The organism is Actinomadura mexicana (assembly GCF_900188105.1).
Classification (GTDB): Bacteria; Actinomycetota; Actinomycetes; order Streptosporangiales; family Streptosporangiaceae; genus Spirillospora; species Spirillospora mexicana.
Map to the genome: position 1 here is coordinate 457,533 of NZ_FZNP01000005.1, position 25,953 is coordinate 483,485.

Annotated in this window: 24 protein-coding genes; 8 read left to right on the forward strand and 16 right to left on the reverse strand. The window is 74.0% G+C overall.

The genetic code is table 11. From position 1 onward, the window contains the following. Window positions 1-26: 26 nt before the first annotated feature. On the forward strand, window positions 27-1,817 hold the full coding sequence (locus CHC11_RS16035) for an NAD+ synthase (RefSeq protein ID WP_089312507.1): 1,791 nt from the start codon (window positions 27-29) through the stop codon (window positions 1,815-1,817). 461 nt (window positions 1,818-2,278) lie between these two features. Here the strand turns inward: CHC11_RS16035 and CHC11_RS16040 are convergent, their stop codons facing one another. From CHC11_RS16040 to CHC11_RS16050, 3 genes are all read right to left on the reverse strand, one after another. Continuing rightward, the gene (locus tag CHC11_RS16040) at window positions 2,279-4,318 is read right to left on the reverse strand and encodes an ATP-binding SpoIIE family protein phosphatase (RefSeq protein WP_245919261.1); all 2,040 of its coding nucleotides are present in this window, start codon (window positions 4,316-4,318) and stop codon (window positions 2,279-2,281) included. A gap of 179 nt (window positions 4,319-4,497) precedes the next feature. Then, the gene (locus CHC11_RS16045; protein ID WP_089312616.1) at window positions 4,498-5,127 is read right to left on the reverse strand and encodes a TetR/AcrR family transcriptional regulator; all 630 of its coding nucleotides are present in this window, start codon (window positions 5,125-5,127) and stop codon (window positions 4,498-4,500) included. Between the two features lie 29 nt (window positions 5,128-5,156). Beyond that, window positions 5,157-6,719, reverse strand: a complete 1,563-nt coding sequence (locus CHC11_RS16050) for an MFS transporter (RefSeq protein ID WP_089312509.1) — start codon at window positions 6,717-6,719, stop codon at window positions 5,157-5,159. Window positions 6,720-6,871: 152 nt separating this feature from the next. Here CHC11_RS16050 and panB point away from each other — a divergent pair, with 152 nt between their 5' ends. Then, on the forward strand, window positions 6,872-7,723 hold the full coding sequence (panB, locus tag CHC11_RS16055) for a 3-methyl-2-oxobutanoate hydroxymethyltransferase (protein ID WP_089312510.1): 852 nt from the start codon (window positions 6,872-6,874) through the stop codon (window positions 7,721-7,723). Window positions 7,724-7,808: 85 nt separating this feature from the next. Here panB and CHC11_RS16060 read toward each other — a convergent pair whose 3' ends face one another. The 4 genes from CHC11_RS16060 to npdG all read right to left on the reverse strand — a co-directional run bounded on the left by CHC11_RS16060 (window position 7,809) and on the right by npdG (window position 10,821). Then, window positions 7,809-8,552 (reverse strand): hypothetical protein, encoded by a 744-nt coding sequence (locus CHC11_RS16060; protein WP_245919262.1) that lies wholly within the window; start codon window positions 8,550-8,552, stop codon window positions 7,809-7,811. A gap of 10 nt (window positions 8,553-8,562) precedes the next feature. Then, on the reverse strand, window positions 8,563-8,898 hold the full coding sequence (locus tag CHC11_RS16065; protein WP_089312511.1) for a hypothetical protein: 336 nt from the start codon (window positions 8,896-8,898) through the stop codon (window positions 8,563-8,565). A 77-nt stretch (window positions 8,899-8,975) separates the two neighbouring features. Next, window positions 8,976-10,088 carry a potassium channel family protein gene (locus CHC11_RS16070; protein WP_089312512.1) on the reverse strand — a complete coding sequence of 371 codons (1,113 nt, stop codon included), beginning with the start codon at window positions 10,086-10,088 and terminating at the stop codon, window positions 8,976-8,978. 37 nt (window positions 10,089-10,125) lie between these two features. Continuing rightward, window positions 10,126-10,821, reverse strand: a complete 696-nt coding sequence (gene npdG / locus CHC11_RS16075) for an NADPH-dependent F420 reductase (protein ID WP_089312513.1) — start codon at window positions 10,819-10,821, stop codon at window positions 10,126-10,128. Between the two features lie 92 nt (window positions 10,822-10,913). Here npdG and CHC11_RS16080 point away from each other — a divergent pair, with 92 nt between their 5' ends. Continuing rightward, on the forward strand, window positions 10,914-11,510 hold the full coding sequence (locus tag CHC11_RS16080; RefSeq protein ID WP_089312514.1) for a hypothetical protein: 597 nt from the start codon (window positions 10,914-10,916) through the stop codon (window positions 11,508-11,510). Here the strand turns inward: CHC11_RS16080 and CHC11_RS41340 are convergent, their stop codons facing one another. Next, window positions 11,511-11,687 carry a hypothetical protein gene (locus tag CHC11_RS41340; protein ID WP_179278862.1) on the reverse strand — a complete coding sequence of 59 codons (177 nt, stop codon included), beginning with the start codon at window positions 11,685-11,687 and terminating at the stop codon, window positions 11,511-11,513. Between the two features lie 69 nt (window positions 11,688-11,756). On the opposite strand from CHC11_RS41340, the gene map reads away from it, so the two are divergent. From map to CHC11_RS16100, 4 genes are all read left to right on the forward strand, one after another. Beyond that, complete coding sequence (gene map / locus CHC11_RS16085) at window positions 11,757-12,608, forward strand: type I methionyl aminopeptidase (protein ID WP_089312515.1); 852 nt, start codon at window positions 11,757-11,759, stop codon at window positions 12,606-12,608. Window positions 12,609-12,666: 58 nt separating this feature from the next. Continuing rightward, on the forward strand, window positions 12,667-13,356 hold the full coding sequence (locus CHC11_RS16090; RefSeq protein WP_089312516.1) for a ComEA family DNA-binding protein: 690 nt from the start codon (window positions 12,667-12,669) through the stop codon (window positions 13,354-13,356). A 19-nt stretch (window positions 13,357-13,375) separates the two neighbouring features. Continuing rightward, window positions 13,376-14,428, forward strand: a complete 1,053-nt coding sequence (locus CHC11_RS16095) for a DNA polymerase ligase N-terminal domain-containing protein (RefSeq protein WP_089312517.1) — start codon at window positions 13,376-13,378, stop codon at window positions 14,426-14,428. 185 nt (window positions 14,429-14,613) lie between these two features. Beyond that, window positions 14,614-15,330: a metal-dependent hydrolase gene (locus CHC11_RS16100; protein ID WP_179278863.1), complete on the forward strand. Its 717-nt coding sequence runs from the start codon at window positions 14,614-14,616 to the stop codon at window positions 15,328-15,330. Window positions 15,331-15,421: 91 nt separating this feature from the next. On the opposite strand, the gene CHC11_RS16105 is transcribed toward CHC11_RS16100, so the two are convergent. The 3 genes from CHC11_RS16105 to CHC11_RS16115 are packed head-to-tail and all read right to left on the reverse strand — an operon-like array spanning window position 15,422 to window position 18,095. Then, window positions 15,422-15,946 (reverse strand): hypothetical protein, encoded by a 525-nt coding sequence (locus CHC11_RS16105; RefSeq protein WP_089312518.1) that lies wholly within the window; start codon window positions 15,944-15,946, stop codon window positions 15,422-15,424. Next, the gene (locus tag CHC11_RS16110) at window positions 15,943-17,424 is read right to left on the reverse strand and encodes a sensor histidine kinase (protein ID WP_089312519.1); all 1,482 of its coding nucleotides are present in this window, start codon (window positions 17,422-17,424) and stop codon (window positions 15,943-15,945) included. Before CHC11_RS16110 ends, CHC11_RS16105 begins: the two co-directional genes overlap by 4 nt. Further along, the gene (locus tag CHC11_RS16115) at window positions 17,421-18,095 is read right to left on the reverse strand and encodes a response regulator transcription factor (protein WP_089312520.1); all 675 of its coding nucleotides are present in this window, start codon (window positions 18,093-18,095) and stop codon (window positions 17,421-17,423) included. Before CHC11_RS16115 ends, CHC11_RS16110 begins: the two co-directional genes overlap by 4 nt. A 101-nt stretch (window positions 18,096-18,196) precedes the next feature. On the opposite strand from CHC11_RS16115, the gene CHC11_RS16120 reads away from it, so the two are divergent. Beyond that, entirely contained in the window at window positions 18,197-19,924 is a 1,728-nt protein-coding gene (locus CHC11_RS16120; protein WP_089312521.1) for a hypothetical protein, read from the forward strand. Here CHC11_RS16120 and CHC11_RS16125 read toward each other — a convergent pair. The 5 genes from CHC11_RS16125 to CHC11_RS16145 form a co-directional block, all read right to left on the reverse strand. Then, window positions 19,918-21,015 (reverse strand): baeRF3 domain-containing protein, encoded by a 1,098-nt coding sequence (locus tag CHC11_RS16125; protein WP_089312522.1) that lies wholly within the window; start codon window positions 21,013-21,015, stop codon window positions 19,918-19,920. The two genes, CHC11_RS16120 and CHC11_RS16125, sit on opposite strands and share 7 nt — an antisense overlap. Before the next feature lie 259 nt (window positions 21,016-21,274). Continuing rightward, window positions 21,275-21,925: a response regulator gene (locus CHC11_RS16130; protein ID WP_089312523.1), complete on the reverse strand. Its 651-nt coding sequence runs from the start codon at window positions 21,923-21,925 to the stop codon at window positions 21,275-21,277. Further along, the gene (locus tag CHC11_RS16135; protein WP_245919264.1) at window positions 21,922-23,154 is read right to left on the reverse strand and encodes a sensor histidine kinase; all 1,233 of its coding nucleotides are present in this window, start codon (window positions 23,152-23,154) and stop codon (window positions 21,922-21,924) included. The genes CHC11_RS16130 and CHC11_RS16135 overlap by 4 nt, the downstream gene beginning before the upstream one ends. Before the next feature lie 58 nt (window positions 23,155-23,212). Continuing rightward, on the reverse strand, window positions 23,213-25,261 hold the full coding sequence (locus CHC11_RS16140; RefSeq protein ID WP_089312524.1) for a bifunctional copper resistance protein CopD/cytochrome c oxidase assembly protein: 2,049 nt from the start codon (window positions 25,259-25,261) through the stop codon (window positions 23,213-23,215). Next, entirely contained in the window at window positions 25,254-25,892 is a 639-nt protein-coding gene (locus CHC11_RS16145; RefSeq protein ID WP_089312525.1) for a copper resistance CopC family protein, read from the reverse strand. Before CHC11_RS16145 ends, CHC11_RS16140 begins: the two co-directional genes overlap by 8 nt. Window positions 25,893-25,953: the final 61 nt, after the last annotated feature.

Genomic DNA, 25,953 nt, shown 5'->3' on the forward strand with positions numbered 1-25,953 from the left:
TGGGTCCGGCACTCTACGCTTGGACCGTGGCACAACTCAGGCTCGCGCTCGCGCAGGTGAACTCGACCGTCGGCGACCTCGACGGCAACGCCGACCAAATCGTGACGTGGACGCGCCGCGCCGCCGAGGCGGGCGCGCACCTCGTCGCATTCCCGGAGATGATGCTGACCGGATACCCCGTGGAGGACCTCGCGCTGCGCGCGTCCTTCGTGGAGGCGTCCCGCGACACCCTCCGGCGGCTCGCCCGCCGGCTCGCCGACGAAGGGCTCGGCGACCTGCCCGTCGTCACCGGCTACCTCGACCGCCCGCCGGCCGGCGCGGCCCGCTCCGGCCGGCCCGGCGGCCTGCCGCTGAACGCCGCCGCGTGGCTGCACGGCGGCGAGGTGCTCGTCCGCTCCGCCAAGCACCACCTCCCCAACTACGGCGTGTTCGACGAGTACCGCATCTTCGCGCGCGGCGACCGGCTGCCGGTCGTCCGGCTGCACGGCGTCGACGTCGCCACCGCCATCTGCGAGGACCTCTGGCAGGACGGCGGCCCGGTCAGCGTCACGAGCGCCTCGGGCGCCGGGCTGCTGCTGGTGATCAACGCCTCCCCCTACGAGCGCAACAAGGACGACGCCCGCCTCGACCTGTGCGCCGGCCGCGCCCGCGAGGCCGGCTGCGCGCTCGCCTACGTCAACATGGTCGGCGGCCAGGACGAGCTCGTCTTCGACGGCGACTCGGTCATCGTCGGCCCGGACGGCGCGCCCCTGTCCCGCGCCCCCCAGTTCGTCGAGCACCTCCTGGTCACCGACCTCGACCTGCCGGCGGCCGGCCCGGCCGCCGAGGCGGCCCCCGGCCGCGTCGACGCCCACGACGGCACCACGATCACCATCGACCGGCACGTCCTGTCCGCCGACCCGCTGCCCGCCTACCCCGCGAAGCCGCGGACGGTCGCGCGCCCCCTGGAGGACCTCGCCGAGGTGTACGCGGCGCTCGTCCTCGGCACCCGCGACTACGTCCGCAAGAACGGCTTCCGCTCCGTCGTGCTCGGCCTGTCCGGCGGCATCGACTCGGCGCTCGTCGCCACCGTCGCCGCCGACGCCATCGGCCCGGAGAACGTGCACGCCGTCCTGCTGCCGAGCCGCTACTCCTCGGAGGGCTCCGTCGTGGACGCCGAGGAGCTCGTCGAACGGCAGGGCGTCAACGCCCGCATCGTCCCCATCGCCGGCATGGTCGAGGCGTTCGAGGAGCAGCTCGACCTGCACGGCCTCGCCGCGGAGAACCTCCAGGCCCGCATCCGCGCCAACGTGTGGATGGCCCTGTCCAACGAGGACGGCCACCTCGTCCTCACCGGCGGCAACAAGAGCGAGCTGGCGACCGGCTACTCCACCCTCTACGGCGACTCGGCGGGCGGCTTCGGCCCCATCAAGGACGTCTTCAAGCTCACCGTCTGGGACCTCGCCCGGTGGCGCAACGCCCAGGCGGGCAAGGACTCACCGCTCCTGCACCCCTTCGCGCGCGAGCCCATCCCCGAGGCCATCATCGTCAAGGAGCCGTCCGCCGAGCTGCGCCCCGACCAGCGCGACCGCGACTCCCTCCCCGAGTACACCCTCCTGGACCCGATCCTGACCGACTACGTCGAGCGCGACATGGGCCGCGACGCCCTCGTCGAGGCCGGCCACGACCCGGCCCTGGTCGAGCGCGCCATCCGCCTCGTCGACATCGCCGAGTACAAGCGCCGCCAGTACCCGCCCGGCCCCAAGATCACGCCCAAGAACTTCGGCCGCGACCGCCGCCTCCCCATCACCAACCGCTGGCGCGAAAAGCTGCGCTAGCTGTACCAGCCCAGGGGGGCGACCCCCCCGAACCCCCGTCACGAGCCGGGCGATCCTCACGCCACGGTGCGGGTGTGTTGTGCCCGTGCGGGTTGGTGCCGTGTCGCTGCGGTCGCCCGGCTCGACGGGTCGTGCGACCTCCAGGCGCCAGAGCGCCTTCCGGCCACCCGACCCGCGCCCCGGCTCAGGTCCACTCCACGAGCGTCATGGGGTGGCACGTCCAAGAGTGTTCGGACGTGGACAATTCGCGCGCTCTTGGGCTGGTAGCTCAAGTGGGGCGCGGGCAGGCGCGTGGAGCGAGTGCAGCGCGCCTGCCCGTCGACGCAGGCGACGGCAGCGACGCCACACCGGCCGTCACGGGCACAACCAACCTCAACAGCGGCGTGAGGATCGCCTGCGTCGCAACGGGGGGTTCCAGGGGGCGCCCCCCAGGGAGATACGGCCCCCCAGGGAAGACACCTCTACTCCCTGTGGTGGAGTTCTCCGGGCCATGCCTCTTCGGGCCAGGCGGGGACCTGTTCCGAGGCGTCGGGGTCGACGCCGGGGACGATCTGCTCGCACCAGACGACCTTGCCCGCGGCGGTGCGGCGGGAGCCCCAGCGGTGGGCGAGCTGGCTGACGACCAGGAGGCCGCGGCCGTTCTCGTCGTCGTCCTCGGCGCGGCGCAGGCGCGGTAGGGCGGCGGAGCGGTCCAGAACCTCCAGGACGAGGGTGCGCTCCAGCAGGAGGCGGAGCTCGATCGGGCCGTGCGCGTAGCGGAGCGCGTTGGTGATGAGCTCGGACGCCAGCAGTTCGGTGGTGTAGTCGAGCTCCTCCAGTCCCCATTCCGCCAGGCGGGTGCTGACGAGGCCGCGGGCGCGGCGGACGGCGGCCGGGTCGGCGGGCAGCGTCCAGGAGGAGTAGCGGTCCTGGGGGAGGCGGCGCAGCCGGGCGATCAGGACGGCGATGTCGTCGCGGTGCTGGTCGGCGTAGACGCCCGCGAGGGTGGTCTTGGCGAGGTCCTCCATGGAGCGGTCGACCGAGTCGCGCCCGAAGATCTTCTGGAGGCGGGCGAGGCCGTCGTCGATGTCGCGGCCCCGGTTCTCGACCAGGCCGTCGGTGTAGATCACGAAGAGGCTGCCGTCCTCGACGGCGAACTCGCGGCTCTCGATGGCCGAGCCGCCCGAGACGCCGAGCGGCGGGGCGGGCGGGACCTCCAGGTACTCGTTGTCGCCGGTCGGGCTCGCCAGCAGCGGCGGCAGGTGCCCGGCGGAGGCGATCTCGATGGTGCCGGTGGTCGCGTCGTACACCGCGTAGACGCAGGTGGCGAAGTGCGGCTCCTGCTCGCCCAGCTCGATCATCAGCTCGTGCATGACGTGCAGCGCGTCGGCGGGCGGCAGCTCCAGGTTCGCGAGCGTGTGCAGCGCGGTGCGCAGCCGCCCCATGGTGACGGCGGCGCGGACGCCGTGCCCGGCGACGTCCCCGACGATGAGGGCGACGCGGGCGCCGGGCAGCGCGATCGACTCGTACCAGTCGCCGCCGACCTCGACGAGCTTGCTGCCCGGAAGGTAGCGGTGCCGGACCTCGACCGAGGACGGCGCGGACAGCCGCATCGGCAGCAGGCTGCGCTGCAGCGCGAGCGCGGTCGCCCGCTCGCGGCTGTAGCGCCGGGCGTTGTCGATGACGATGGCGGCGCGGGCCGCGAACTCCATGCCGATCTCGACGTCGTAGGCGTCGAACTTGCGGAAGCCGGGGACGCGGGTGCAGGCGATGAAGCCGAGCAGCGTGTCGCGGGCGATCATCGGCAGCAGCACCATCGACACGTCGGACAGCAGCTCGCCCGCCGGGCCGCGCCGCCAGAGCCGGCCGATCTCGCTCGCGGCGTCCAGGGTGATGTGCGGCAGGTGGACGGGGCGGGCGGTCTCCATCACCTGCCGGTACGGGGTGCCCTCGGGGAAGACGAGCACCTCGCCGACGGGGAACGTGGAGGTCCAGGCCGGGTTGCCGTCGTCGGAGGTGACCGCGATGCGGCGCAGCACCGCCGAGCCGGACTCGGCGTGCACCTCGTCGGCGGCGACCAGGCTCTCCAGCACCAGGACCGACGCGACGTTGCAGAAGTGCGGGACGACGACGTCGACGAGGCCGCGGGCGGACTGGTCGAGGTCGAGCGTCGCGCCGAACCGGGTGAGCGGGTCGTCCATTAGGGCGCGCCGCATGAGGGCCGGGTCCTGGTAGCGCTCGCTCGGCGGCAGCTCGACGCGGATGAACAGCAGCGCGGCGGGCGCCGCGCCCGGGCCGCCGCCGAGCATCGGCTGCACGGTGACGAGGGCGTCGGCGGAGGCGCCGCCGTCGCCGCGCAGCACGCCCATCACGCCGTTGCGCTCCTGCCCGGCGCCGTTGGCCTCCAGGAGCGTCTCCAGCTCGGCCTTCGCCTCGTCGCCGACCAGGTCGGTGGCGGGGCGGCCGATCAGCTCCTCGGGGGCACGGCCGAGGACGGCCTTGGCATTCGGGCCGCACTGCACGATTTGCCGAGCACCGTCGATGCCCAGGACAAGGGTCCGGGACGCCGAATCGGCGGCTGGCGCATCGCCTCGCGGCGCCATGACGGATCTCACCTGACGCGCTCCAGACAGCCGGTCGTCTCAGCACTACCCAGCGACAGTATGGGGCATGACCCCGCGGTAAGGGGAGAAGATCACGCTTACCGCGCCGAAAACCGTCCGTCGTCCGCTTCCGGACGGCCCTCCCGGTCGCTCCCGATGCCCCGCAGGAGGGTGTCGACGACCGCCTCGGCGTATCCCTCGGGCAACGTCTCCTGCGGCCGCTTGGCGGTCAGCGAGCCGAGCAGCAGCGACATCGCGACCTCCACGTCGAGGCCGGGGCGCAGCTCCCCGGAGTCGAGCCCGCGCCGGATCACCCTGCGGATGACGTCGCGGCGCGGCTCGATGACGTCCTGCCGGTAGCGGGCGTACAGCTCGGGGTGCTTCTCCGCGCCGCCGACGACGTTCCAGAAGCACCGCGAGTACCGGCGGTGCCCGTCGCCCGCGAGCCGCCGCGCGATCATGGTGAGGTCCTCGCGCGCGGACGCGCCGGACGGCTCGGGCAGCGGCTCCTTCACGGCGCCGAGCGCGTGCACGATCAGCGCCTCCTTGCTGGGCCAGCGCCGGTAGATCGTCGTCTTGCCGACGCCGGCGCGGGCGGCGACCGCCTCGATGGAGACGCCCGCCACCCCCGACTCCTCGGCCAGCAGGTCCAGGGTGGCCTCGACGATGGCCTTGTCGGCGCGCTCGCTGCGAGGCCGCCCCGCGTGCCGCCGCTCGGTCCCGGTCATGATCCCCTCACCCTGCCACACCGGCCCCCTCACACGGCGGCCTTCTCCGGCCGCCGTTCGGCGGGCGCCTGCCCGGGCGCCGCCGCGGCGCGTCCCGGCATCCACTTCAGCACGACCAGGGCGCCGAGGAAGGAGATCACGGCGGCGGCGACGGACGCGGCGTGCATGGCGTGCACGAAGGCGGCGTCGGCCGGGCCGACGAGGCCCTGCCCGGCGGGGCCCATCCGGGCGGCGACGGCGTGCGCGCCCTCGATCGACTCGGCGGCGGCCTGCCGCGCGCCCGCGGGCAGCGCGGCGAGCTCGTCGTGCAGGTCGCCCCGGTAGACCGAGGCGACGACCGAGCCGAGCACGGCCACGCCCATCGCGACCGCGACCTGGCGGGCGGTGTTGTTGATGGCCGATCCGGCGCCGGCCTTCTCGCGGGGCAGCGCCGACATGACCGACTCGGTGGCGGGCGGCATCACGTTGGCCATCCCGGCACCCTGCACGAAGAAGATCGCGCCGAGGATCCACAGGGAGGTGTGGACGCCGACGAACTGGTAGCTCGCCAGCGCGACGGTGACCAGCAGCAGCCCGGTCGTGCAGACCGCCTTGGCGCCGAAGCGGCGCACCATGGCGGCGCTGCGCGGGGCGAAGGCGAGCTGCGCGACCGCGAACGGGAGCACCATGGCGCCGGACTGCAGCGGCGTCAGGCCGCGCACCGACTGCATGTAGAAGTTGGCGAAGAAGAACACGCCGGTGGCGGCGAAGAAGCACAGCGCGATGGACGCGACGGCGGCCGACATGCGCGCGTCCTTGAACAGCCGGACGTCGAACGCCGGGGACACGGTGCGGGCCTCGTGCCACACGAACAGGGCGAGGACGGCGGCGCCGGCGAGGATCGGGCCGAGCACGGGGAGCTGCAGCCACTCGCCCTTCTCGCCGCCCTGGATGATCCCGTACGACAGGACGACCAGCCCGATGACCGACAGCACCACGCCGACCGGGTCGAGCCGGCCGGGGGCGGGGTTGCGCGACTCGGGGACCAGGAACGCCATCAGCGTGACGCCGACCGCGATGACCGGCACGTTGATGAGGAAGACCGAGCCCCACCAGAAGTGGGCGAGCAGCAGGCCGCCGGTGAGCGGGCCGATGGCGACGCCGAGGCCGACCGCGCCGGCCCAGATGCCGATGGCGCGGGCGCGCTCGTGCGGCTCGAAGACGTTGGTGATGATCGACAGCGTCTGCGGCATGACCGCGGCGCCGCCGAGGCCCATCAGGGCGCGGGCGTAGATGAGCTGCTCGGGCGACTGCGCGTACGCCGACACCAGCGAGGCGATGGCGAACACCGCCATGCCGCCGACGAGCACGCGCCTGCGGCCGATCCGGTCGCCGATCACCCCGAAGGTGAACAGCAGGCCGGCGAAGACCAGTGTGTAGGAGTTGATCGCCCATTCGAGCTGGCTCTGGGTGGCGCCGAGGCCCTTGACGGGGTCGGCGATGGTCTTGAGCGCGACGTTGAGGATGGTGTTGTCGAGCACCACCACCAGCAGGCTCATGGTCAGGACGCCGAGGATGTACCACCGGCGGCGCTGGATCGTCTGGGGGTCCATGACGATACGCAACGGTATCGTTTCGGAATCTGTTCCCGGTCGGGCGAAGAAATTCCGGAATGGGGAGGGGTATCCGAATCGTTGGTCAGATGGCACCATCGGTTTCGTCTGGGTACGCCACAACGGCGCCTCAAGACCAGCGGAGGTTCTGCATGTCTTCTTCTGTCGCACCCCCGGCACAGCCGACCGCACTCTACGGCGGTACGAGCGGGCGCAGGGTGACCGTACGCGACATCGCCGCGGCGAAGCAGCGGCACGAGAAGTGGCCGATGCTCACGGCCTACGACGCGCTCACCGCGCGGATCTTCGACGAGGCCGGCATCCCCGTGCTGCTCGTCGGCGACTCCGCCGCGATGGTGGTCTACGGCTACGACTCGACCATTCCCGTCACCGTGGACGACCTGATCCCGCTCACCGCGGCCGTCGTCCGCGGCTCCAAGCGCGCCATGGTCGTCGCCGACCTGCCGTTCGGCTCCTACCAGACGGGCGTCACCGAGGCGCTGACGGCCGCCACCCGGTTCCTCAAGGAGACCGGCGCCCACGCGATCAAGCTGGAGGGCGGCCGCCGGATCATCCCGCAGGCCGAGGCGATGGTCGCGGCCGGCATCCCGGTGATGGGCCACCTCGGCCTCACCCCGCAGTCGGTGAACGTGTTCGGCGGCTACCGGGTGCAGGGCCGCGGCCAGGACGGCGACGAGCTGATGGCCGACGCCAAGGCCCTGGAGGCGGCGGGCGCGTTCTCCGTCGTCCTCGAATGCGTGCCCGAGGACCTCGCCGCCCGCGTCACCGCGTCCCTGTCCATCCCGACGATCGGCATCGGCGGCGGCAACCAGACCGACGCGCAGGTCCTCGTCTGGCAGGACATGGCCGGGCTCACCCCGCACACCGCGAAGTTCGTCAAGAGGTTCGCCGACATGAACACCCTGCTCGGCGAGGCGGCCCGCGCCTACGCCGACGAGGTCGTCGGGGGCGTCTACCCGGCACCGGAGCACACCTACCACTAGCGAGCACGGGCCTCAGCGCCGAACCGGGCCCACCCCCGCACGGCCGCGCCGCCCCGGCGCGGCCGTGTGCGCTTTCCGGCTCCCGCTACTGATCGGGGTTGGAGCGGACCCGTCCGGGCCGTGCTCCGGGACCGGCCCCGTCGTGCTCCTGGCCGTCGCGCGGCCCCGGGAGGCGGCGCGGGGCCGCGCCGTCGGCCGTGATCTCGTCGCGGAGCGTCTCCACGGCGGAGCGCAGCACGTCGGGACCGGCGACGTTCATCAGCAGCAGCCCCAGGTTGAGGGCCATCTGGCCGTCGGTCATCTCGCTGCCGGCGAGCGCGTCCACGGCCGTGCGCAGGTCTGCCTGGTCCTCGGCGGAGACGTTCTGCAGCAGGCCGAGGCAGTACGTCGGCAGCGCGAGCCGCGACTTGGCGAACGAGACGCCCCGCATGATCTCGCCCGCCTCGTGCGCCCGGGTCTTGGCCTGCATCCGGTCGACGCCCCGGTCGGCGGCCGCCAGCAGCGACGTCAGCAGCGTGCTCGGCCCCACGGCGACGTCCTCGTCACCGACCCGGACGGTGAACACCGCGCTGCGGAACACCATCATCGAGCCGAGGCTCGCCACGAGCACCTGCGTCGCCGCGGCGACGTGCGGCGACTGGACGCCGAACCGCCAGCCGAAGGTGTGCAGGAGCAGCAGCGAGCCCGCGCCCGCGCCCCCGTTGATCAGCACGTACGCCCAGGTGCTCGGCACCCGGACCAGCGTGGTGGGCCGGTCCCGGTACCGGCTGACCAGCTCGGCGACGCCGACCAGGCAGCTCAGCGAGACGGCGACGACGTATCCGATCATCGGGTTGCGGTCACTCCCCGGTCAGCCGGACGACCTCGTCGATCTCCCGTTCCACGGCGACGAGGCCGCGCTCGCGCAGCTCGTCGACGGCGCCGGCGACCTCCAGCAGCCCGAGCCGGGTCGAGTGGTGGATCTGCTCCAGTGACAGCGGGCCGTTCGCCGCCCGCAACTGCGCCAGCACGCGGCGGCACGCGTCCTCCGCGCCGGGCTCGGCGTACCCGGCGGCGTACCCGGCGGCGTGGCCGGGTTCACCGGCGGGCGCCGCGCCCGGCGGCCGGACCCCGCCGCTCCGCCCGGAAGGGGCCAGGAACGCGCTCCACGGATCTGCCGACCGGTTCTCTCTCATCGCCACCCTGCCTGTCGCCACTGCGATGGTATGTCAGGACTAGGACGCGCCGCAGCCCGAAACCGCTCCCCCTCCGGTCAGTGACCGCGCTCGCGGGGACCGTCCGGCGGGCCGGTCCCGTCCTGCCCGTTCTGTCCGTCCTGTTCTTCCGGCCCGGAGGGACCGCGGCGCCGGGAGGAGGACCTCGCCACGATCAGCCGGTCGCCCGGTTCGAGCGCCGCGCAGCCGGCGTCGTCGAACGGCAGCAGCCGCCCGTCCCGCACCACCGCCAGCGCCGGGGCGCGGACCGCGCCGAGCGGGCCGCCGACCTCGTCCGGGTGGACCTCGCGCTCCACCAGGTCGAGGCCGCTCCCCTGCTCCAGCAGGTCCTCGATGACCTCGCCGACGCTCGGCTGCGTGGTGGAGACCCCGAGCAGCCGCCCCGCCGCCTCCGACGAGGTCACCACGTGGTCGGCGCCGGACTGGCGCAGCAGGGGGACGTTCTCCGACTCGCGCACCGCCGCCTGGATGCCGGCGTGCGGGTTGAGCTGCCGGGCGGTCAGCGTGATCAGCACCGCGGTGTCGTCGCGGGCGCTCGCCACCACGATCTCGCGGGCCCGCTGGACCGAGGCCTGCCTCAGCACCGAGCTGCGGGTCGCGTCCCCGACGACGCCCGCGAACCCGGCCTCGGCCGCCTCGGCCACCACCCGCGGGTCGGGGTCCACGACCACGATCGACTCGGGCGGCACCCCGGTGCTCAGCAGGGTCCTGATGGCGCTGCGGCCCTTCGTGCCGTAACCGGCCACCACGATGTGGTCGCGCACGCGTGCCCTCCAGCGGGACCTTCGCCAGTCGTCGCGGGTGCGTTCCGCCAGCACCTCGAGGGTCGTGCCCACGAGGACGATGAGGAACAGCACCCGGACGGGCGTGATGAAGACGATGTTGACGAGCCTCGCGCCGTCCCCGACCGGGGTGATGTCGCCGTACCCGGTCGTGGACATGGTCACCGAGGCGTAGTAGAAGGCGTCCAGCAGGGACAGCCGCCCGTCGCCGGTGTCGCGGTACCCGCCGCGGTCGAGGTAGACCGCGGCCACCACCATGAGCAGCAGGACGAGCGCAAGCCCGACCCGCTTGGCGACCGCGCTCAGCGGCCCCGTCCTTGCCGACGGCAGCAGGACGAGCGGCCGCCGCGCCGCGTCCGGACCATTCATCCTGGCACCGTACCGGGACGGCCCGCCCGAGGCGCGGTCAGACGTCGGTGATGCGCAGTCCGGCGTGGGCCTTGTAGCGGCGGTTCATGGAGATGAGGTTCGCCGTGAACGCCTCGATCTGGTGGGCGTTGTGCAGCCGCCCGCCGTAGACGCCGCGCATGCCGGGGATCCGCCCGGCGAGGGCCTGGACGAGGTCGGTGGCCTCCCGGTCGTTGCCGAGGACCAGGACGTCCAGCTCCATCTCGTCCACCCCGGGGTCGAGCAGCAGCCTGGCCGACACGTGGTGGAAGGCGGCCACGACCCGGCTGTCGGGCAGGACGGCGGCGGCCTGCTCGGCGGCGCTGCCCTCCTCGACCGGCAGCGCGAACGCGCCCTTGCCCTTCTCGAAGCCGAGCGGGTTCACGCAGTCCACGACGATCTTGCCGGCCAGCTCGGCGCGCAGCGACTCCAGCGTGGCCTTGTGGCCGTCCCACGGCACCGCCACGATCACGACGTCGGACTCCCCGGCCGCGACCGGGTTCTCCGCGCCGGAGACGGGCAGGTCCGCGCCGAGCTCACCGGCGGCGGCCTGGGCGCGCTCGGCCTTGCGCGACCCGATCGTCACCCGGTGCCCGGCCAGCGCGAACCGGCGCGCGAGGCCCTTGCCCTGGTCCCCCGTCCCGCCCAGGATGCCGATGGTCAGGCCGCTCGCGTCGGGAAGGTCGTACGGCGTCTTCTGCTGCTGCTCAGTCATGCGGCCGAGTCTGCCAGGCGCCTCTCCGGGAGCCGGGCGCCGGGCTCCCGCATCACCGAAAGGGCCCTGCCCGGTACGCGAGGTGAGGCACCATGGTGCCCGTGGACGCCGAGCAGATATCGATGTTGCGCGAGGTCCTGTCGGCGACGGGCTGGCTGGAGCGGACCGAGGAGTTCGGCCGGGCGCTGCGCGTCACGTCCCGCACCCCGGGCGGGCTCCTGCTGGTCGGCACGCCGGCCGGCGACCCGTGGCATCTGGCGGCGCACCTCGACGACGAGAGCCGGCTCGGCGGTGCCCCGGGCCTCGCGCCCACGCTGGTGCGCTGGGAGCCGCCGGCCGGCGCGCCCGCCCACCTGCGGATCGGGCTGGAGCGGCTGGAGGCGGCCCGGCGCGGCGAGACGCTGTTCGTCGTCGCCGAGGAGGGGGCGCCCGTCCCGCTGCTGGAGCGGGTGGACGACGCGCGCCGCACCGGGGCGACCGTCCTCGCGCTGGAGGGCGGCGACCGCGAGCTGCGCGGCCTCGCCCACGAGGCGCTGACCGTCCCGCCCGGCGAGGCCCTCATGTCCTTCGACGGGGCGCAGCACCTCGTCAGCGCGGCCGCGGGCCGGGAGCCGGCGGGGAGCCCGCGCGGGCTGCGGCGGCGCCTCGCCCGACTCCTCGACGCCGTCTCCGGCCCGGTCCTGGACTAGTCAGTCCTCGTTCTGCCTGCGCCACGCCTCGTTGCGCTCGCGGGCGGTGGCCATGGCGTCCGCGGCCTCGCCCTCGGTCCGGTAGGGGCCCATCCGGTCCTTGCCCGGGCAGCCGGCCCCGTGCTCGGGCTTCATGTGCTTCAGGCAGAACCACCAGTCACCGTCGTCACCGGCCATCGGCGCTCCTCTCGATCGTGCGCTGGCACGGGATTGTTGCCCGCATCGCGCTGGCTACACTCCATCACTATGACGACCCAGTTGCTCCGGCCCGGACGCGTCTCCCCCTTGCGCAAGGTTCCCTCGAACATCCCGCGCCCGGAGTACGTGGGGAAGAAGCGGCCGCGGACGGGCGAGCAGGACGTCAAGTCGCCCGAGACCATCGAGCGGATGCGGGTCGCCGGGAGGATCGCCGCGCAGGCGCTGGAGGAGGTCGGCAAGCACGTCCGGCCCGGGATCACCACCGACGAGCTGGACGCCGTCGGGCACGAGTTCATGCTCGACCACGGCGCCTACCCCTCCACGCTCGGCTACCGCGGGTTCCCCAAGTCGCTGTGCACCTCGATCAACGAGGTGATCTGCCACGGCATCCCCGACGACACGGTCCTGCGCGACGGCGACATCATCAACGTCGACATCACCGCCTACATCGGCGGCGTGCACGGCGACACCGACGCGACGTTCCTGTGCGGGGACGTGGACGAGGAGTCGCGCCTGCTGGTGGAGCGCACCCACGAGGCGGCGATGCGCGGCATCCGCGCGGTCAGGCCCGGCCGGGCGCTGAACGTGATCGGGCGGGTCATCGAGTCCTACGCCAAGCGGTTCGGGTACGGCGTCGTGCGCGACTTCACCGGGCACGGGATCGGCACGACGTTCCACTCCGGCCTCGTCGTCCCCCACTACGACGACCCGGCCGCGACGACGATCATCGAGCCGGGCATGACGTTCACGATCGAGCCGATGCTGACCCTCGGCACCCACGAGTACGACATCTGGGCCGACGGCTGGACGGTCGTGACGAAGGACCGCAGGCGCACCGCGCAGTTCGAGCACACGCTGCTGGTCACCGAGGACGGCCACGAAATCCTCACCCTGCCGTGACCCTTCCCTCGGTCTAGCGTCCGATTCGCCCACATCCGGCCCGGGAGACCCTCGAGAGATGAACGCTCCAGCGCCGTACGAGCCGAGGGTCCCCTCCGACAGCATGCCGCCGGGGCGGGCGGCGCTGAGCGTGACGTGGGCGGCGCTGCCGTTCCTGACCCTCGGCTTCGTCACGCCGTTCACGTTCGCCGCCGCGCTGCTGTGGCGCCGGAGCCTGCACCTGCTGGTGTCGACGGCCGTGTACGCCGGGGTGTTCGCGCTGATGCTGTCCCTGCTCTCCGACGTCGACCGGGGGCAGGGAAACGAGCAGATCGTCGGCATGCTGATGTCCGTCCTGGCATTGGTGGGCTGCGGGCACGCCTTCCTGATCCGGCGACAGGTGTTCGACCCGCACGGCCTGTCGGGCGTCGACAACGAGGCCGTGGTGGAGCGGGTCAAGCGGCAGCGGCTGCTGCGGGAGAAGGCGCGGGCTCTGGCATCGTCCGACCCGGGGCTCGCCAAGGAGCTGCGCATCGGACGGCCCGACCTGCCGCGCCAGTACAACGACGGCGGGCTGGTCGACGTCAACCACGCGCCCGCGCGGGCGCTGACGCTGCTGCCCGGCATCACCGCGGAGCTGGCGGCCACGATCGAGCGGGTCCGGGCCGAGACGGGCGGGTTCGTGTCGGCGGAGGAGCTGTCCGCGGTGGCGGGGCTGCCGCCCTCTCTCACCGGCGATCTGGGCGACTACGCCGTCTTCATCCGCTGAGCGCGGGTATGCAGCGGGCGTGACCCCGAAGAAGCCCGAGAAGCACGCGGCTCCCCCCGCCCGCGAGGACGACCGGCTCGCCGAGTACCGGGGCAGGCGGGATCCGGGGCGGACCCCGGAGCCCGTGCCCGGGGACGAGGCGCTCCCGCGCGGGAACGACGACACGTTCGTCGTCCAGGAGCACCACGCGACCAGCCTGCACTGGGACCTGCGGCTCGAACGCGACGGCGTGCTCGTCTCGTGGGCCGTGCCGAAGGGCCTGCCGTGGAGCCCCGAGACCAACCACCTGGCGGTGCACACCGAGGACCATCCGCTGGAGTACGCCACCTTCGAGGGCGAGATCCCGCGCGGCGAGTACGGCGCCGGGAAGATGACCGTCTGGGACCGCGGGACCTACGAGACGGAGAAATGGTCGGAGCGCGAGGTGAAGGTCGTCATCCACGGCTCGCGCGTATCCGGCCGCTACGTGCTGTTCAGGACGCGCGGCAGGAACTGGATGATCCACCGCATGGACCCGCCCGCGGATCCGGACGCCGAGCCGCTGCCGGAGTCGCTGCGCCCGATGCGGCCGCAGGAGCGGGCCCGCCTGCCGCGCGATCTGCGGGTCTGGGGGTTCGAGTTCGCGTGGGGCGGGAAGCGGCTGGCCGCCTACGTCGAGGGCGGCCGGACCCGGTTCACCGACGGGCGGGGCCGCCCCGTGGACGGTCCCGGCGGGCTCGGCTCCCGGCTCGGGGCGCAGCTCGGCGTCCGGCCCGCGCTGCTGGACGGGGAGCTGGCCGTCCTGGACGGCCGCGAGACCTACATGATCTACGACGTGCCGCATCTGGACGGGCACCCGCTGCTGGACGTCCCCTACCGGGAGCGGCGGCGGCGCCTCGACGACCTCGGCCTGTCGGGCCCGCGGTGGCAGACGGCCCCCTGGTTCCCCGGCGACGGCGGCGCCGTCCTGGCGGCGGCCCGCGACCAGGGGCTGCCCGGCGTCGTCGCGAAGCGTCTGGACTCCCCCTACGAGCCGGGCGAGGAGTCCGGCGCCTGGCGGCTCGTCCCGTCCCGGCCCGGGAGGCGACGCTGACCCGCCCGGTGCGTCCCGGGCGCGCGTAAAGCACGGCGTCCCGGGCGGAACCGGCGGAAGCCTCCGGGCATCAAAAGGACGTGACGCCCCGTTCGGCGCGTCTTCGCCGAAAACGATCAGGAGCGGATTAGAGTCCCGCCCTGAGACGGGCGGCGTACGCGCTGGAAGGCGGGGGAACACGGCACATGATGGGCAAGACGCATGCCCTGAGCGGCGCGCTGGCATGGCTGGGCGCCGTCCCGGTCCTCGGGCAGGAGCGACTGCTCGGCGAGCACGCGGTGATGCTGTCGCCGGAGCAGGTCATGGCGGGCGCCGTGGTGTGCGCCGGCGCCGCGATCCTGCCGGACATCGACCACCACAACGGCCGGATCGCCAACACCTTCGGGCCGATCACGAACCACATGTGCAAGTGGATCGGGAAGCTGTCGGGCGGACACCGGCAGGCGACCCACTCGATCCTGTTCGCGGTCGGCATCGGCTGGGCGATGGACACCCTCGCCACCCACTACATCTGGGCCTGGTGGGCCTGCCTGTTCATGATCGTCGGACTCGGGCTGCGCGGCGTCGGCCTGGACTTCGAGGGCGCCGAGCCGCAGTCGGCGCTGGCGGACTGCGCACTGGCCCTGATCGCCGTCTGGCTCATGCACAAGATCGATATGAGCTTCGTCGGGTTCGCGGTGACGCTCGGCTGCCTGGCCCACGTCGCCGGCGACTGCCTGACGCCGCGGGGCTGCCCGGTGTTCTGGCCGCTGCCGTGGCGGATCGACGTCCCCGTCATCCCGCGGACGGACGGCAAGGTGGAGCGGTGGGTGGTGATGCCGGTCCTGATCCTCGGCATCGCGATCCTCACCGTCCGCTCCGTGCTCGGCGACATCACCGCCCAGTGGCTGACGCGAGGCTGAACCCGCGGTCCTTCCCTTCCGGCAGGCGAGCCATCGGCTCACGGCTCCTCGTCCGCGGCGGGGGCGGCGTGGGCGTCGGGGGCGGCGGGGATCAGTCGAGCAGGTCGGCGAACTGGTCGCAGGTCAGTAGCTCCCATCTGTTCTTGGTCGGGTTCACCGTGCTCCACAGGTTGACGCGCCGGATGCCCGGGATGACCTGCGCGGTGCACGCGATCTGGGCCTTGGCCGTCCGCGACCACGTCTTCTCCCCGGCCGGCTCGCCGGACGGCCGTACGACCAGCTGGGCGGGACGGCCCACCGGGCTGGAGACGTCCTCGACCGAGTAGGCGTCGAGCTCGTCGTGGACGTCGGTGCGCAGACCCATGGCCAGCTCGCTCCTGGTCGGCGGCACGTTCAGCTGCTGGATGGCCAGGTGCGGCTCGCCGGGCAGGCCGGGCCTCGTGACCGGCACCAGCCTGCCGCCCCGCACGAGGTAGACGGTGATCGTGGCGGCATGTGCCTGCGCGAGCGGCTGGTCCCCCGCGCTGATGATCCCGGTCGGCCGGATCCCGCAGCCGGCCAGGGCGGCGCAGACCGCCACCGCCAGGAACGCCCGCACCCGGTCCGTCCGCCTCATGGGCGCTCGTCCCGTTCTCCGTCGGGCAGCCACAAGGTGAACACCGCGCCGCCCTCCGGCCCGTTGGCCGCCTCCAGCGTGCCCCCGTGCAGCAGAGCGTTCTCCTTGGCGATCGACAGGCCGAGGCCGCTGCCCTCGCTGCGCGAGCGCGCCGCCTCCGCTTTGACGAACCGGTCGAACACCACGGGCACCACGTCCTCGGGGAGGCCGGGGCCGCCGTCGGCGACCACGACCCGGACGCCGCCGGCCTCCTGGTCCTCGGGCCGCCCGAAGCGCAGCGAGACCGGCGGGCGCCCGTGGTTCAGGGCGTTGCCGGCGAGGTTTGCGACGATGACGTCGAACCGGCGCGGGTCCAGCCGGACGAACAGGTTTGCGGGGCCCTCCACCGCCACCTGGTCCCGCCAGCCGCGCGCATCCAGGGTCGCGCCGACCGCGTCGGCGACGTCGACGTCGTCCAGGACGAGGGCGGCGGCGCCCGAGTCGAACCGGCTTATCTCGATCAGGTGCTCGACGAGCATGCCGAGCCGCCGGGTCTCCTCCGCGACGAGCCGGACCGCGGCCCCCTCACCCGCCCCGCCGGCCTCCTCGGCGAGCACGTCCGTCATGGCGATCATCGAGGTCAGCGGCGTGCGCAGCTCGTGGGACACGTCGGCGACGAACCGGCGGGACGCGGCCTCCATCGCGCGCAGTTCCGTCACCGTCCGCTCCAGCGCCTCCGCGGTGCTGTTGAAGGTGACGGCGAGGTCGGCCAGCTCGTCGCGGCCCCGCGCCTGGACGCGGGTGTCCAGCTTCCCCTCGCCGAGCGCGCGGGCGGCGGCGCCGAGGCGGCGCACCGGGCGCAGCACGCCCCCGGTGGCCAGCAGTGCGAGGGCGAGCGCGGCCGCCAGCGCCGCGGCGTCCGCGATCAGCAGGGTGCGGGTGAACAGCCACAGGTCGGCGGCCTCCCGGCGCAGGCTCGCGGAGACGAACACCATCGGCGGCGTCGTCCGCCACGGCTCGTCCGCCGTGGTCGTGTAGCCGGTGACGCGCGCACCGACGAGCAGGTAGGGCGTGCCGTGCCGGTTCACGCGCCGGAAGACCATCCCTCGCACCGCGCGCCTGGCGAACTCCCGGGTCACCGGAACGTCCAGCGCGCTCGGCGGCGGGAGGCCGGACTCACCGCGCAGCGGCACCGGCACCGCCACCGCCCTGCGCCCCTCGGCCGTGCCGAGCGCCTCCACCAGCGTCGCGGAGACCAGCGGCTGCGCGTCGGGCGGCAGGTTGGGCGGGATCCGCTGGGCGAGGGTGGTGCGGACGTCGGTGAGCACCGCGTCCTGGGCGCGCTGCAGCATCACCCGCCGCAGCAGCACGTAGGAGATGCCGGATGCGAGCACGGACGCCAGCAGCGCGACCGCGGTGAACGCGGCCGCGAGCCGCACCCGCAGCCCGGTGAACCGGAGGCGCCGCAGCCCCGACCCTGTGTACCGGAGGCGCCTCACGGGGCTGTGAACCGGTAGCCGAAGCCCCGGACCGTCTCGATCAGCCGCGGCTCGGCCGGCTCGTCCTCGATCTTGGCGCGGACGCGCTGGACGCAGGCGTCCACGAGCCGCGAGTCGCCCGGGTAGGTGTGCTCCCACACCTCGGCGAGCAGGTGCTGGCGGGTGAGGGCCTGGCCGGGGCGGCGCGCCAGCTCCAGCAGGAGCCGCAGCTCGGTCGGGGTGAGGCGCAGGTCGGCGCCGCCCTTGGTGACCTTGAGGGAGGTCCGGTCGATGACGAGGTCGCCGTAGACGGACCGGTCGAGGCGGGTCTGGTCGGCGCGCCGCAGGACCGCGCGGATGCGGGCGTCAAGGACGCGGGGCTCGACGGGCTTCACCACGTAGTCGTCGGCGCCCGCCTCCAGGCCGAGGACGATGTCGAGGTCGTCGCCCCGCGCGGTCAGCAGGATCACCGGCAGCGGGTCCTCCCGGCGGATGCGGCGGCACACCTCGATGCCGTCGATGCCGGGCAGCATCACGTCCAGGATCGCGATCTCGGGGCGGCGCGCCCGCAGCGCCTCCAGCCCGTCCTCGCCCGTGGCCCGGGACGTCACCCCGTGCCCCTGGCGGGTCAGCGCCAGCTCCAGCGCCGCCCGGGCGGACGGATCGTCCTCGATGAACAGAATGCTCGCCACCCGGTCATTATCGGCCGGGCTCGATCATGCGGCGGGCCGTGTCACAAGATCCGGACATCTCCGGCACGAGACCATGACATGCCGCCGGAACCGTGGAGCGCATGTCGCTCGCACTGCTCCCGACCCGCCGTCAAGCGCCGCCCGCCCCGCCCGGCCCCTCCCGGCCGCGCGCCCTGCCCTGGCTGCTCGCGGCCGGCTTTCTCGTGCAGGCGGCGGTCCGGCTCTGGCTCGCCTGGGCGCGGACCGCGCCGGCCGCGAACCCGGACGAGACCGGCTACCTGCTCGCGGCCCGCCTGCTGGCCGGCGGGCCGGGCGGCGACCTGTCCGGGAACACCTTCTACCAGGGCGGGTACCCGGTCCTGCTCGCCCCGGCCTTCTGGTTCTCCCACGACCCCGCGACGGTCTACACGACCGTGATGGCGATCAACGCGGTGCTGGGCGCGGCGCTGTTCCCCCTCGGGTACGCGGCGGCGCGCCGGTTCGGGCCGGGCCGCCGGTCCGCCCTGCCGCTGGCGTTCGCGGCGGCGCTGCTGCCCGCGACGACGTTCTTCGGCGCCTTCGCGCTCGCCGACGCCGTCCTGCCGGCACTCGTCCTGGCGTGGCTGCTGGCGCTGGACCGATTCGTCCGGAACGGCCGGGCCGGGGACGCCGCCCTCGCGAGCCTGTTCGCGTCCTGCACGGCCGCCGTGCACACCCGTGGGACGGTCCTGCTCGCCGTCCACGCCGCAGCCCTCGTGGTCATGGCCCTGCCCGGGCGCCGGCGGATCCGCGCCGCGCTGGCCGGGGGCGCGGTCGCGCTCACCGGGTACGCGGCGGGTGCGGCGCTGAACGCGCACGTCCGCGCCGAGCTCTACCCGCGCGGCACGCGGGACCTCGCCGGGATCCTGACGTCCCGCCTGACCACGGTCTCCGGGCAGGAGTGGGCGCTGTCGGGCGCGGCGGGGCAGGTCTGGTACCTCGTCGTCTCCACCTGGGGACTGGCGGGCGCCGGGCTGGTGGCGGTCGCGGCGGTCCTCGCGCGGCGGCGGACGCCCGCGGCGGACAGGATCATGGCGGGCGTGCTGCTCGCCGCGACCTGCGGGATCGCCTACGCCTCCTCGGCCGCGCTGCCTGACGAGCACCGGGTGGGCAACTTCGCCTACGGCCGCTACCTGGCGTGCGTGGCGCTGGTCTACGCCCTCGCCGGGGCCGCCGCCCTCGCGCGCCTCACCACCGGCAGGGCGGTCGGCCTGGCGGCGGCGGGGGCGCTCCTGCTGGAAGGGTTGGGCCTGCTGGTCACCGCCTACGCGGGCGAGCGGCTCCGCACCCACGTCTTCATCGGGTTCGACTTCCCCGAGGTCACGTTCCTGACCGCCGACCGGGGTGCGCTGCACCCGCACGAGGCGGCACTCGCCGCGCTCGCCCTGCTCGGCGGCCTGCTCGTGCTGTCCAGGCTGAGATGGACGGCCTTGACGGCCGCCGCGCTCGCCGGGGTGAACCTCGCGGCGCTGACGTTCGCGATGGGGCCGCACGCGCGGCGCGTCCCGGCCGAGCCCCCGCTGCCCGGCCCGGCCTCGGGCGGGGTCGTCGCGGACCCGTCGCTCGACTGGGCCGTCAGGACCGCGCTGATGTACCCGGTGTGGTGGACGCGCCTCGGCGCCTTCGACGTCCGCGCCGGGCGGCCGCCCGCCCCGGGCGTGTGCACGGTCGTCGTGCCCCTCCCGGACGGGACGCCGCCCGAGGCGTCCTGGCCCGCGCGTCCGGCGGGCTGGCGGCCGCACGCGGGACGGTTCTGGTCGTCGTCCTGGGTGAGCTGGCACGCCCCGTCCTGCCCGGGTGCGGGTCAGTAGCGCGTCACCAGCGCGATCCGGTCGTGGTCGATGAGGAAGCCGTCCGAGACGAAGGTGACCTCGCCCCCGTACTCCAGCACCGTCTCGATCACGTGGTCCACGGCGTCGTCGACGACGTCCGCGCCCTTGAGCACGCCGGGCATGCCCTCCACCGGGATCAGCTCGCCCTCGGTCCGCACCGCGGGCGCGTAGTAGCCGCGCTCCACGACCAGGTGCTCGCCGCGGCCCTCCTCCACCAGTTCGGTCACCTCGCACAGCCCGCCCGCGTACCGCTGGATGCTGCGCGCCGCCTCCAGCTCCGACAGCACGCCGACCTCGCGGAGGTCCTCGTAGGCGGCGAGCGCGGGCCGGGCCGCCTCGGCGAGCGCGCTCGGCGAGACGCCCTCGAAGCTGCCGTCGACGCGTCCCGCCACGGTGACGTGCGGCCCGGCGACCTCGTCGAAGACGGCCTGGTGCCGCGTGACGCCGGCGACGATCAGCGGACGGGGGTCCCGCGCGAGGACGCGTTCGAGGGCGGCCACCACGTCCCGCATGGCCTGGCGGCGCCGCTCGCCCTCGCCGCCCTGCGCGGCCCGCCGCGCCTGCCGTCCGGCGCTCGCCTCGTCGATCGGCTCGGGCTCGACGGGGAAGCCGCCGCGGGCGTGCTCGGTCAGCTCCGCGCCGAGGCCGCTCCACAGCCGCGTCCGGTGGTCCGACAGGGACAGCAGCCAGTAGCGCGGCGTGCGGGTGAAGGCGGCCACGAGGTCGCGGGTGGCGAACCCGGTGTCGACGACCACCCGCTCGTCCACGGGCTGGCCGATCGCGAACGCGTGGTGCTCGCCGTGCGGGGCGGCGAACAGCACCAGCGCGTCGGAGGCGTGCCGCGGGTCGACCTCGCCCGCGGCGCGCTCCAGTCCCCTGACGACGTGGTCGGCGGCGTCGGGCGCGACCCTCGGGTCGTCGTGGAGGCGGCGCCGCACCTCCCCCAGCAGGTTCCGCAGCCGGATGCGGTCCTGCCGGCCGTCCCGGGCGGAGCGGTGCGTCGGCATCAGCACCGACACCGCGGGGTACGGCCTCGGCTTGCGCAGCCCGGACAGGGTGACAGCGTCCATGATCCCCCGATCGTCGCGCTTCTTTGTTTCTGTCTCTTTTGTAGCGACCTGTGGGTAAATGAGGTGTAAGCACCGTCCGAATTGCGGGCCGGGACACCCCGCTCGCCGCCTCGCCCCGCCGCCGGGACGCGTCAGACCCGCTCGATCACCGGGCCGGCCGGCGCCGATCCCGAGCTCGACCCGTCCGCCGGTGAGCCGGTCGGCTGGCGACCTCCCGGGCGAGCAGGTAGGCGTTCCGAAGTCGTCGCGGGAGACCATCTCACCCCGGCGTGATGAAGGCCGTCTCGTAGGCGAAGATCACCGCCTGGGTCCGGTCCCGGGCCTGCAGCTTGGCGAGGATGTTCCCGACGTGCGTCTTCACCGTCTGCGGGCTGACGAAGAGCTCGCCGGCGATCTCCGCGTTCGAGTGGCCCTTGGCCATCAGCCGCAGCACGTCCCCCTCCCGCTCGGTGAGCCGGCCGTGCCAGGCCGCGCCCTCGGCGCCGGACGGCCCGTGCCGCTGGGCCAGCTCCCGGATCGCCGCCGGGAACAGCAGGCTGTCGCCGTGCGCGACCATCCGGATCGCCTGCAGGATCTCCCCGGGCCGCGTCCGCTTGAGCAGGAAGCCGTTGGCGCCCGCCTTCAGCGCGTCGTAGACGTACTCGTCGTTCTCGAACGTGGTGACGACGATGATCCGCGGCGGCTCCGGCACGGTGGCGAGGATGTGGCGGGTGGCCTGGATGCCGTCGAGCCGCGGCATCCGCACGTCCATCAGCACGACGTCGGGGCGCAGCCGCCGCACCTCGCCCGCCACCTCCGTGCCGTCGGACGCCTCGCCGACGACGGCCAGGTCGTCCTCGGCGCCGATGATGGCGGCGAGCCCCGCCCGGATCAGCCGCTCGTCGTCGACCAGCAGAACCTTGATCGTCATGACCCGGACCTTAGCGGCAGCGAGACGCGGAACCGCCAGCGGTCGCCGTCGGCCCCGGCGCTCATCTCACCGCGCAGCACGGTGACGCGCTCGCGGACCCCGCCGAGGCCGCGGCCGCCGCCGTGGCCGGCGCCCTCGCCGCGGGTCGTGCCGAGCGGATTGGTCATCTCGACCTCCAGCCGTTCCCCGTCGGTGCCGAGCCGCAGCCGCACCGGCACCTTCCCCGCATGCCGGAGGGCGTTCGTCAGGCCCTCCTGGACGATCCGGTAGGCCTCCCTCGACACCGCCGCCGGGACGTGCTCCACCTCCGGGTCCACCTCGGCGTCCAGCACCACCCCGGCGATCCGCGTCTGCTCCAGCAGCCGTCCGAGGTCCTTCAGCGTGGCCTGCGGGGCCGGGCGGGACCGTTCGTCGCGCAGCAGCCCGAGCACGTGGTCGAGGTCCTCCAGCGCGGCCCGGGCCGAGTCCTCGATCGCGGCGAGCGCCTCGCGGGCGAACGCCGGGTCGCTGTCCAGCACCCGCCCGGCCGCCCCCGCCTGCAGGGTCACCACGCTGAGCGCGTGCCCCACCGAGTCGTGCAGCTCCCTCGCCAGCCGGTTGCGTTCGGCGAGCCTGACGGCCTCGGCCCGCATCCCGGCCAGCCGCTCGGCGGCGGACGGCCCGAGGAAGACCGGCGCCAGCCGGGCCAGCAGCACGCCCGCCCCCACGATCAGTGCGAGCAGCAGGGCCAGCGACGCCAGCCCGATCAGCGGCGCGGGCCACTGGTGCCAGGCGTCCTGCCAGCCCCAGGACTGCAGGAACCGGGTGTCCCAGCTCACCACCGGCGCGAGGATCATCACCACGGCGGCCGGCGGGACGACCAGGCTCAGCCCGCTGACCACCACGCCCGTGCCGAGGTGCAGCGTGAACCACGCGGCGGCGCGGCCGCGGCTCTCCCAGGAGGCCGCCGAGCCGGGCGCGAGCGCGACGGCGGGGCCCCTGAGCAGTTCCTTGGCCAGAGAGCTCTCCAGCAGCCGCACCGTCGGGACGAGCCCGGTGACGAACGTCGCCGCGGCCGGCATGACGACCAGCATCAGCACGGCCTTGACGAGGTCGTTGCCCACCGGCAGCAGCGGGATCATGCTGATCGCCAGGAACCAGTACGGCATCAGCAGCGCGCCGCCCACGACGAGGTGGGACCAGCGCTGCCAGGTCGTCCGCTCGATCAGCGGGCGGAGCACGCGGAGCACGTTCCGATCCTGGCAGAAGCGGCGGCGGGGCCACTCCCCCGCGCGGGGGAGAGCGCGCTCACGCCTTGTCCTTCTCCCCGGCCGCGCGCCCCCCGGCGGTGCGGTCGCGCTCGGCGAGCCTGGCCAGCCGCGCGTTGTAGGCGGCGAGCTCGTCGTCCTCGGGGCGCCCCCCGGCCTTCGCGGCCCGGTCGGCCTTGCGGTCCATGCGCCGCGCCTGCCGCTGGTCGTGGACGTACCACTGGAAGGCCAGCACGATCAGGACGATGAACGTCGGCACCTCGCCGAAGCCCCACGCGATGGCGCCGCCGGTGTGCTGGTCGTGCAGGATCGTGGTGCCCCACGGCGGGTCGACGGCGGTGTACCAGCCGCGGGCGAGCGCCTGGCTCATGTTCATCAGGGCGATGCCGAAGAACGCGTGGAACGGCATCGTGACGAACAGCAGCAGGAGGCGGGCCGGATAGGGCAGCTTCCGCGGCGCCGGGTCGACGCCGAGCAGCACCCAGAAGAACAGGGAGCCGCTGGCCAGGAAGTGGACCGTCATCGCGATGTGGCCGAGATGGTTGCGCATGGCGGCCTCGAACAGCGGCGTGAAGTACAGCGCGAACGTGCTCACCACGAAGATGACCGTGGCGACCGCGGGATGGGCGATGACCGCGAGGTACCGGCTGTGCAGCACGGCGGTGAGCCACTCGCGCGGGCCGCGGTCGCCGCGCACGCGGGCGGGCTTGAGCGCCCGCAGCGCCAGCGTCGCCGGGGCGCCGACGACCAGGAAGATCGGCGTCAGCATGTTCAGCACCATGTGCTGCGCCATGTGCACGCTGAACAGGATCGGGGCGTACCTGGCGACGCCGGTCTGGGTGACGGCCACGATCGTCAGGAGCCCGATGAGCCAGGACGCGGTGCGCCCCCAGGACCAGGAGTCGCCGCGCCGCCGCAGCCGGACGACGGCGGCGAGGTAGAGCCCGCCGAGGACGGCGACGAGGGTGGCGAAGAACAGGTCGAACTGCCCCAGCGTCAGCAGCCGCACCGGGGTGACCTGCGGGGGCATGGCGTAGCCGAGCAGCGACTCGACCGCGGACTCCGGCTCGGCCGGCGCGGGCGGCGCGGTCCGGGCCAGCGCGACGGCCAGGCCCATGGTGGCGCCCATCACGGCGGCCTCGACGGACGCGAACCGGGCGAACGCCCCCGGCCTGCCGTCCGCCACCGCGGGCAGCGTCCGCGTCCGGTGCCACCAGCCGAACCAGCCGAGCAGGCAGAACGCGATGATCTTGCCGAGTGCGAGCCGCCCGTAGTCGGTCTCGACCAGCTCCCGCGGGTCCGGCAGCCGGGCGATCACGTTCACCAGGCCGCTGGCGCCGACGGTGACGTAGCACCACAGGGCCATCCGGCTGAACCGCTCCGCCACCAGCGGCAGCCGGTCGCGGCGCAGCAGCGCGTGGGCGCCGACGACGGCGAGCCCGCCGACCCACGGGGCGACCGCGGCGACGTGCAGGGCGACGCCGGTCGTCGCGACGGAGTGGTTGGCGGCCGAGGCCGAGTGCCCGGTGAGCGGCGCGGGCAGCAGCGCGATCCCGGCCAGGGCGAGCAGCCCGAACGCGGCGGCGGGCGTGGTGGTCGTGCGGGCCAGCAGCGCCACCACGACGGCGAGCAGCACCACGACCATGAGGGCGGTGCCCTGCGGCAGCGAGCCGACGTAGCTGCTCAGTTCGCTGCCGGTGAGGACGTCGCCGGCCGGCTGGCCGAGCACGTCCGCGACGGTGAACACGAGCGTGGCCGCCGCGGCGGCGGCCCAGGCGGCGGCGATCCAGGAGGCGGCGTTCAGGTAGCCGAGGGAATCCTTGGACAACCGGGGGGCGGCGCGCCCGCCCTCGACGGGGAGGAACGCGGCCGCGGCCAGCAGGGAGCCGACGGTCAGCGCGGACAGCAGGTCCATCGCCGCCCGGGAGACCGGCAGCCCCCACCGGGTGAGGGCGCCCGCGTCGCCGAGGCCGGGGATGACCTTCTCGGTGACCGAGCCGCCGAGGACGAGCCCGGCCACCAGCAGGGCGGCGCACGCGGCCAGGGCGGCCGCCCCCGCCCGCCAGACGGCCAGGCTCCCCCTACTCACCGCCGGATGCCGCCTGGTGCTTGCGCTTGGCACGGAACACGATGACCACGCCGATGCCGACGCCGACGAGCAGACCCGCGATGATCAGCACCCACAGGAGCATTCCGGGGCCGGAGTCCTCCTCGGCCGCGGTCTTCTGCTGGTCGGCCCTGAGCGGCTGCTCGTCGGTGTTGGCGGCCGGGCCCGTCTGCTCCTCGGCGCCGACCCCGCCCGCCGAGGGCGCGGACGAGGCGGCCGGCGTGGCGCCGGCCCCGGTCACGCTGAACGTCAGGTCGGCGCCCTCGATCGGGTGCCCGTCCTCGCCGACGACCCGGTAGGCGACCGTGTAGGAGCCGGCGGGCAGCGGGCCGGACAGCCGCTGCGTGACCTTGGTCCCGGCGCGCTGGGCCGCGCCCGCCTGGAACTCCTTCTTCTTCCCGTCGCTGACGACGACCTTCGCCACACTGATCTTGTCGCTGAAGACCAGGGTGACCTCGGTGACCGCGTCCGCCGCCTTGCCCTTCCCGGGCGTGCTGCCGACCAGCTTCGTGTGCGCCATCGCGGGCGGCGCGGTGACGGCGCCGAAGGCGAGGGCGGCGGCGGCGATCAGACCGAGGCGGCGCAGGGGCCGGCGGGACTTGAGCATGTTCATGGAGGGCCGGGTTCTCTAGTGAGTCGAAGGGCTCCGTCTACCCTACTGAGCCCGCCACCAT

Bases quoted from the DNA above. Each gene is read 5' to 3' on its own strand.
- CHC11_RS16045 (WP_089312616.1), bottom strand. From the start codon at position 5,127: ATGACCGGGACCGAGCGGCGGCACGCGGGGCGGCCTCGCAGCGAGCGC.
- CHC11_RS16050 (WP_089312509.1), bottom strand. From the start codon at position 6,719: ATGGACCCCCAGACGATCCAGCGCCGCCGGTGGTACATCCTCGGCGTC.
- panB (WP_089312510.1), top strand. From the start codon at position 6,872: ATGTCTTCTTCTGTCGCACCCCCGGCACAGCCGACCGCACTCTACGGC.
- CHC11_RS16060 (WP_245919262.1), bottom strand. From the start codon at position 8,552: ATGATCGGATACGTCGTCGCCGTCTCGCTGAGCTGCCTGGTCGGCGTC.
- CHC11_RS16065 (WP_089312511.1), bottom strand. From the start codon at position 8,898: ATGAGAGAGAACCGGTCGGCAGATCCGTGGAGCGCGTTCCTGGCCCCT.
- CHC11_RS16070 (WP_089312512.1), bottom strand. From the start codon at position 10,088: ATGAATGGTCCGGACGCGGCGCGGCGGCCGCTCGTCCTGCTGCCGTCG.
- npdG (WP_089312513.1), bottom strand. From the start codon at position 10,821: ATGACTGAGCAGCAGCAGAAGACGCCGTACGACCTTCCCGACGCGAGC.
- CHC11_RS16080 (WP_089312514.1), top strand. From the start codon at position 10,914: ATGGTGCCCGTGGACGCCGAGCAGATATCGATGTTGCGCGAGGTCCTG.
- CHC11_RS41340 (WP_179278862.1), bottom strand. From the start codon at position 11,687: ATGGCCGGTGACGACGGTGACTGGTGGTTCTGCCTGAAGCACATGAAG.
- map (WP_089312515.1), top strand. From the start codon at position 11,757: ATGACGACCCAGTTGCTCCGGCCCGGACGCGTCTCCCCCTTGCGCAAG.
- CHC11_RS16090 (WP_089312516.1), top strand. From the start codon at position 12,667: ATGAACGCTCCAGCGCCGTACGAGCCGAGGGTCCCCTCCGACAGCATG.
- CHC11_RS16100 (WP_179278863.1), top strand. From the start codon at position 14,614: ATGATGGGCAAGACGCATGCCCTGAGCGGCGCGCTGGCATGGCTGGGC.
- CHC11_RS16105 (WP_089312518.1), bottom strand. From the start codon at position 15,946: ATGAGGCGGACGGACCGGGTGCGGGCGTTCCTGGCGGTGGCGGTCTGC.
- CHC11_RS16120 (WP_089312521.1), top strand. From the start codon at position 18,197: ATGTCGCTCGCACTGCTCCCGACCCGCCGTCAAGCGCCGCCCGCCCCG.
- CHC11_RS16125 (WP_089312522.1), bottom strand. From the start codon at position 21,015: ATGGACGCTGTCACCCTGTCCGGGCTGCGCAAGCCGAGGCCGTACCCC.
- CHC11_RS16130 (WP_089312523.1), bottom strand. From the start codon at position 21,925: ATGACGATCAAGGTTCTGCTGGTCGACGACGAGCGGCTGATCCGGGCG.
- CHC11_RS16145 (WP_089312525.1), bottom strand. From the start codon at position 25,892: ATGAACATGCTCAAGTCCCGCCGGCCCCTGCGCCGCCTCGGTCTGATC.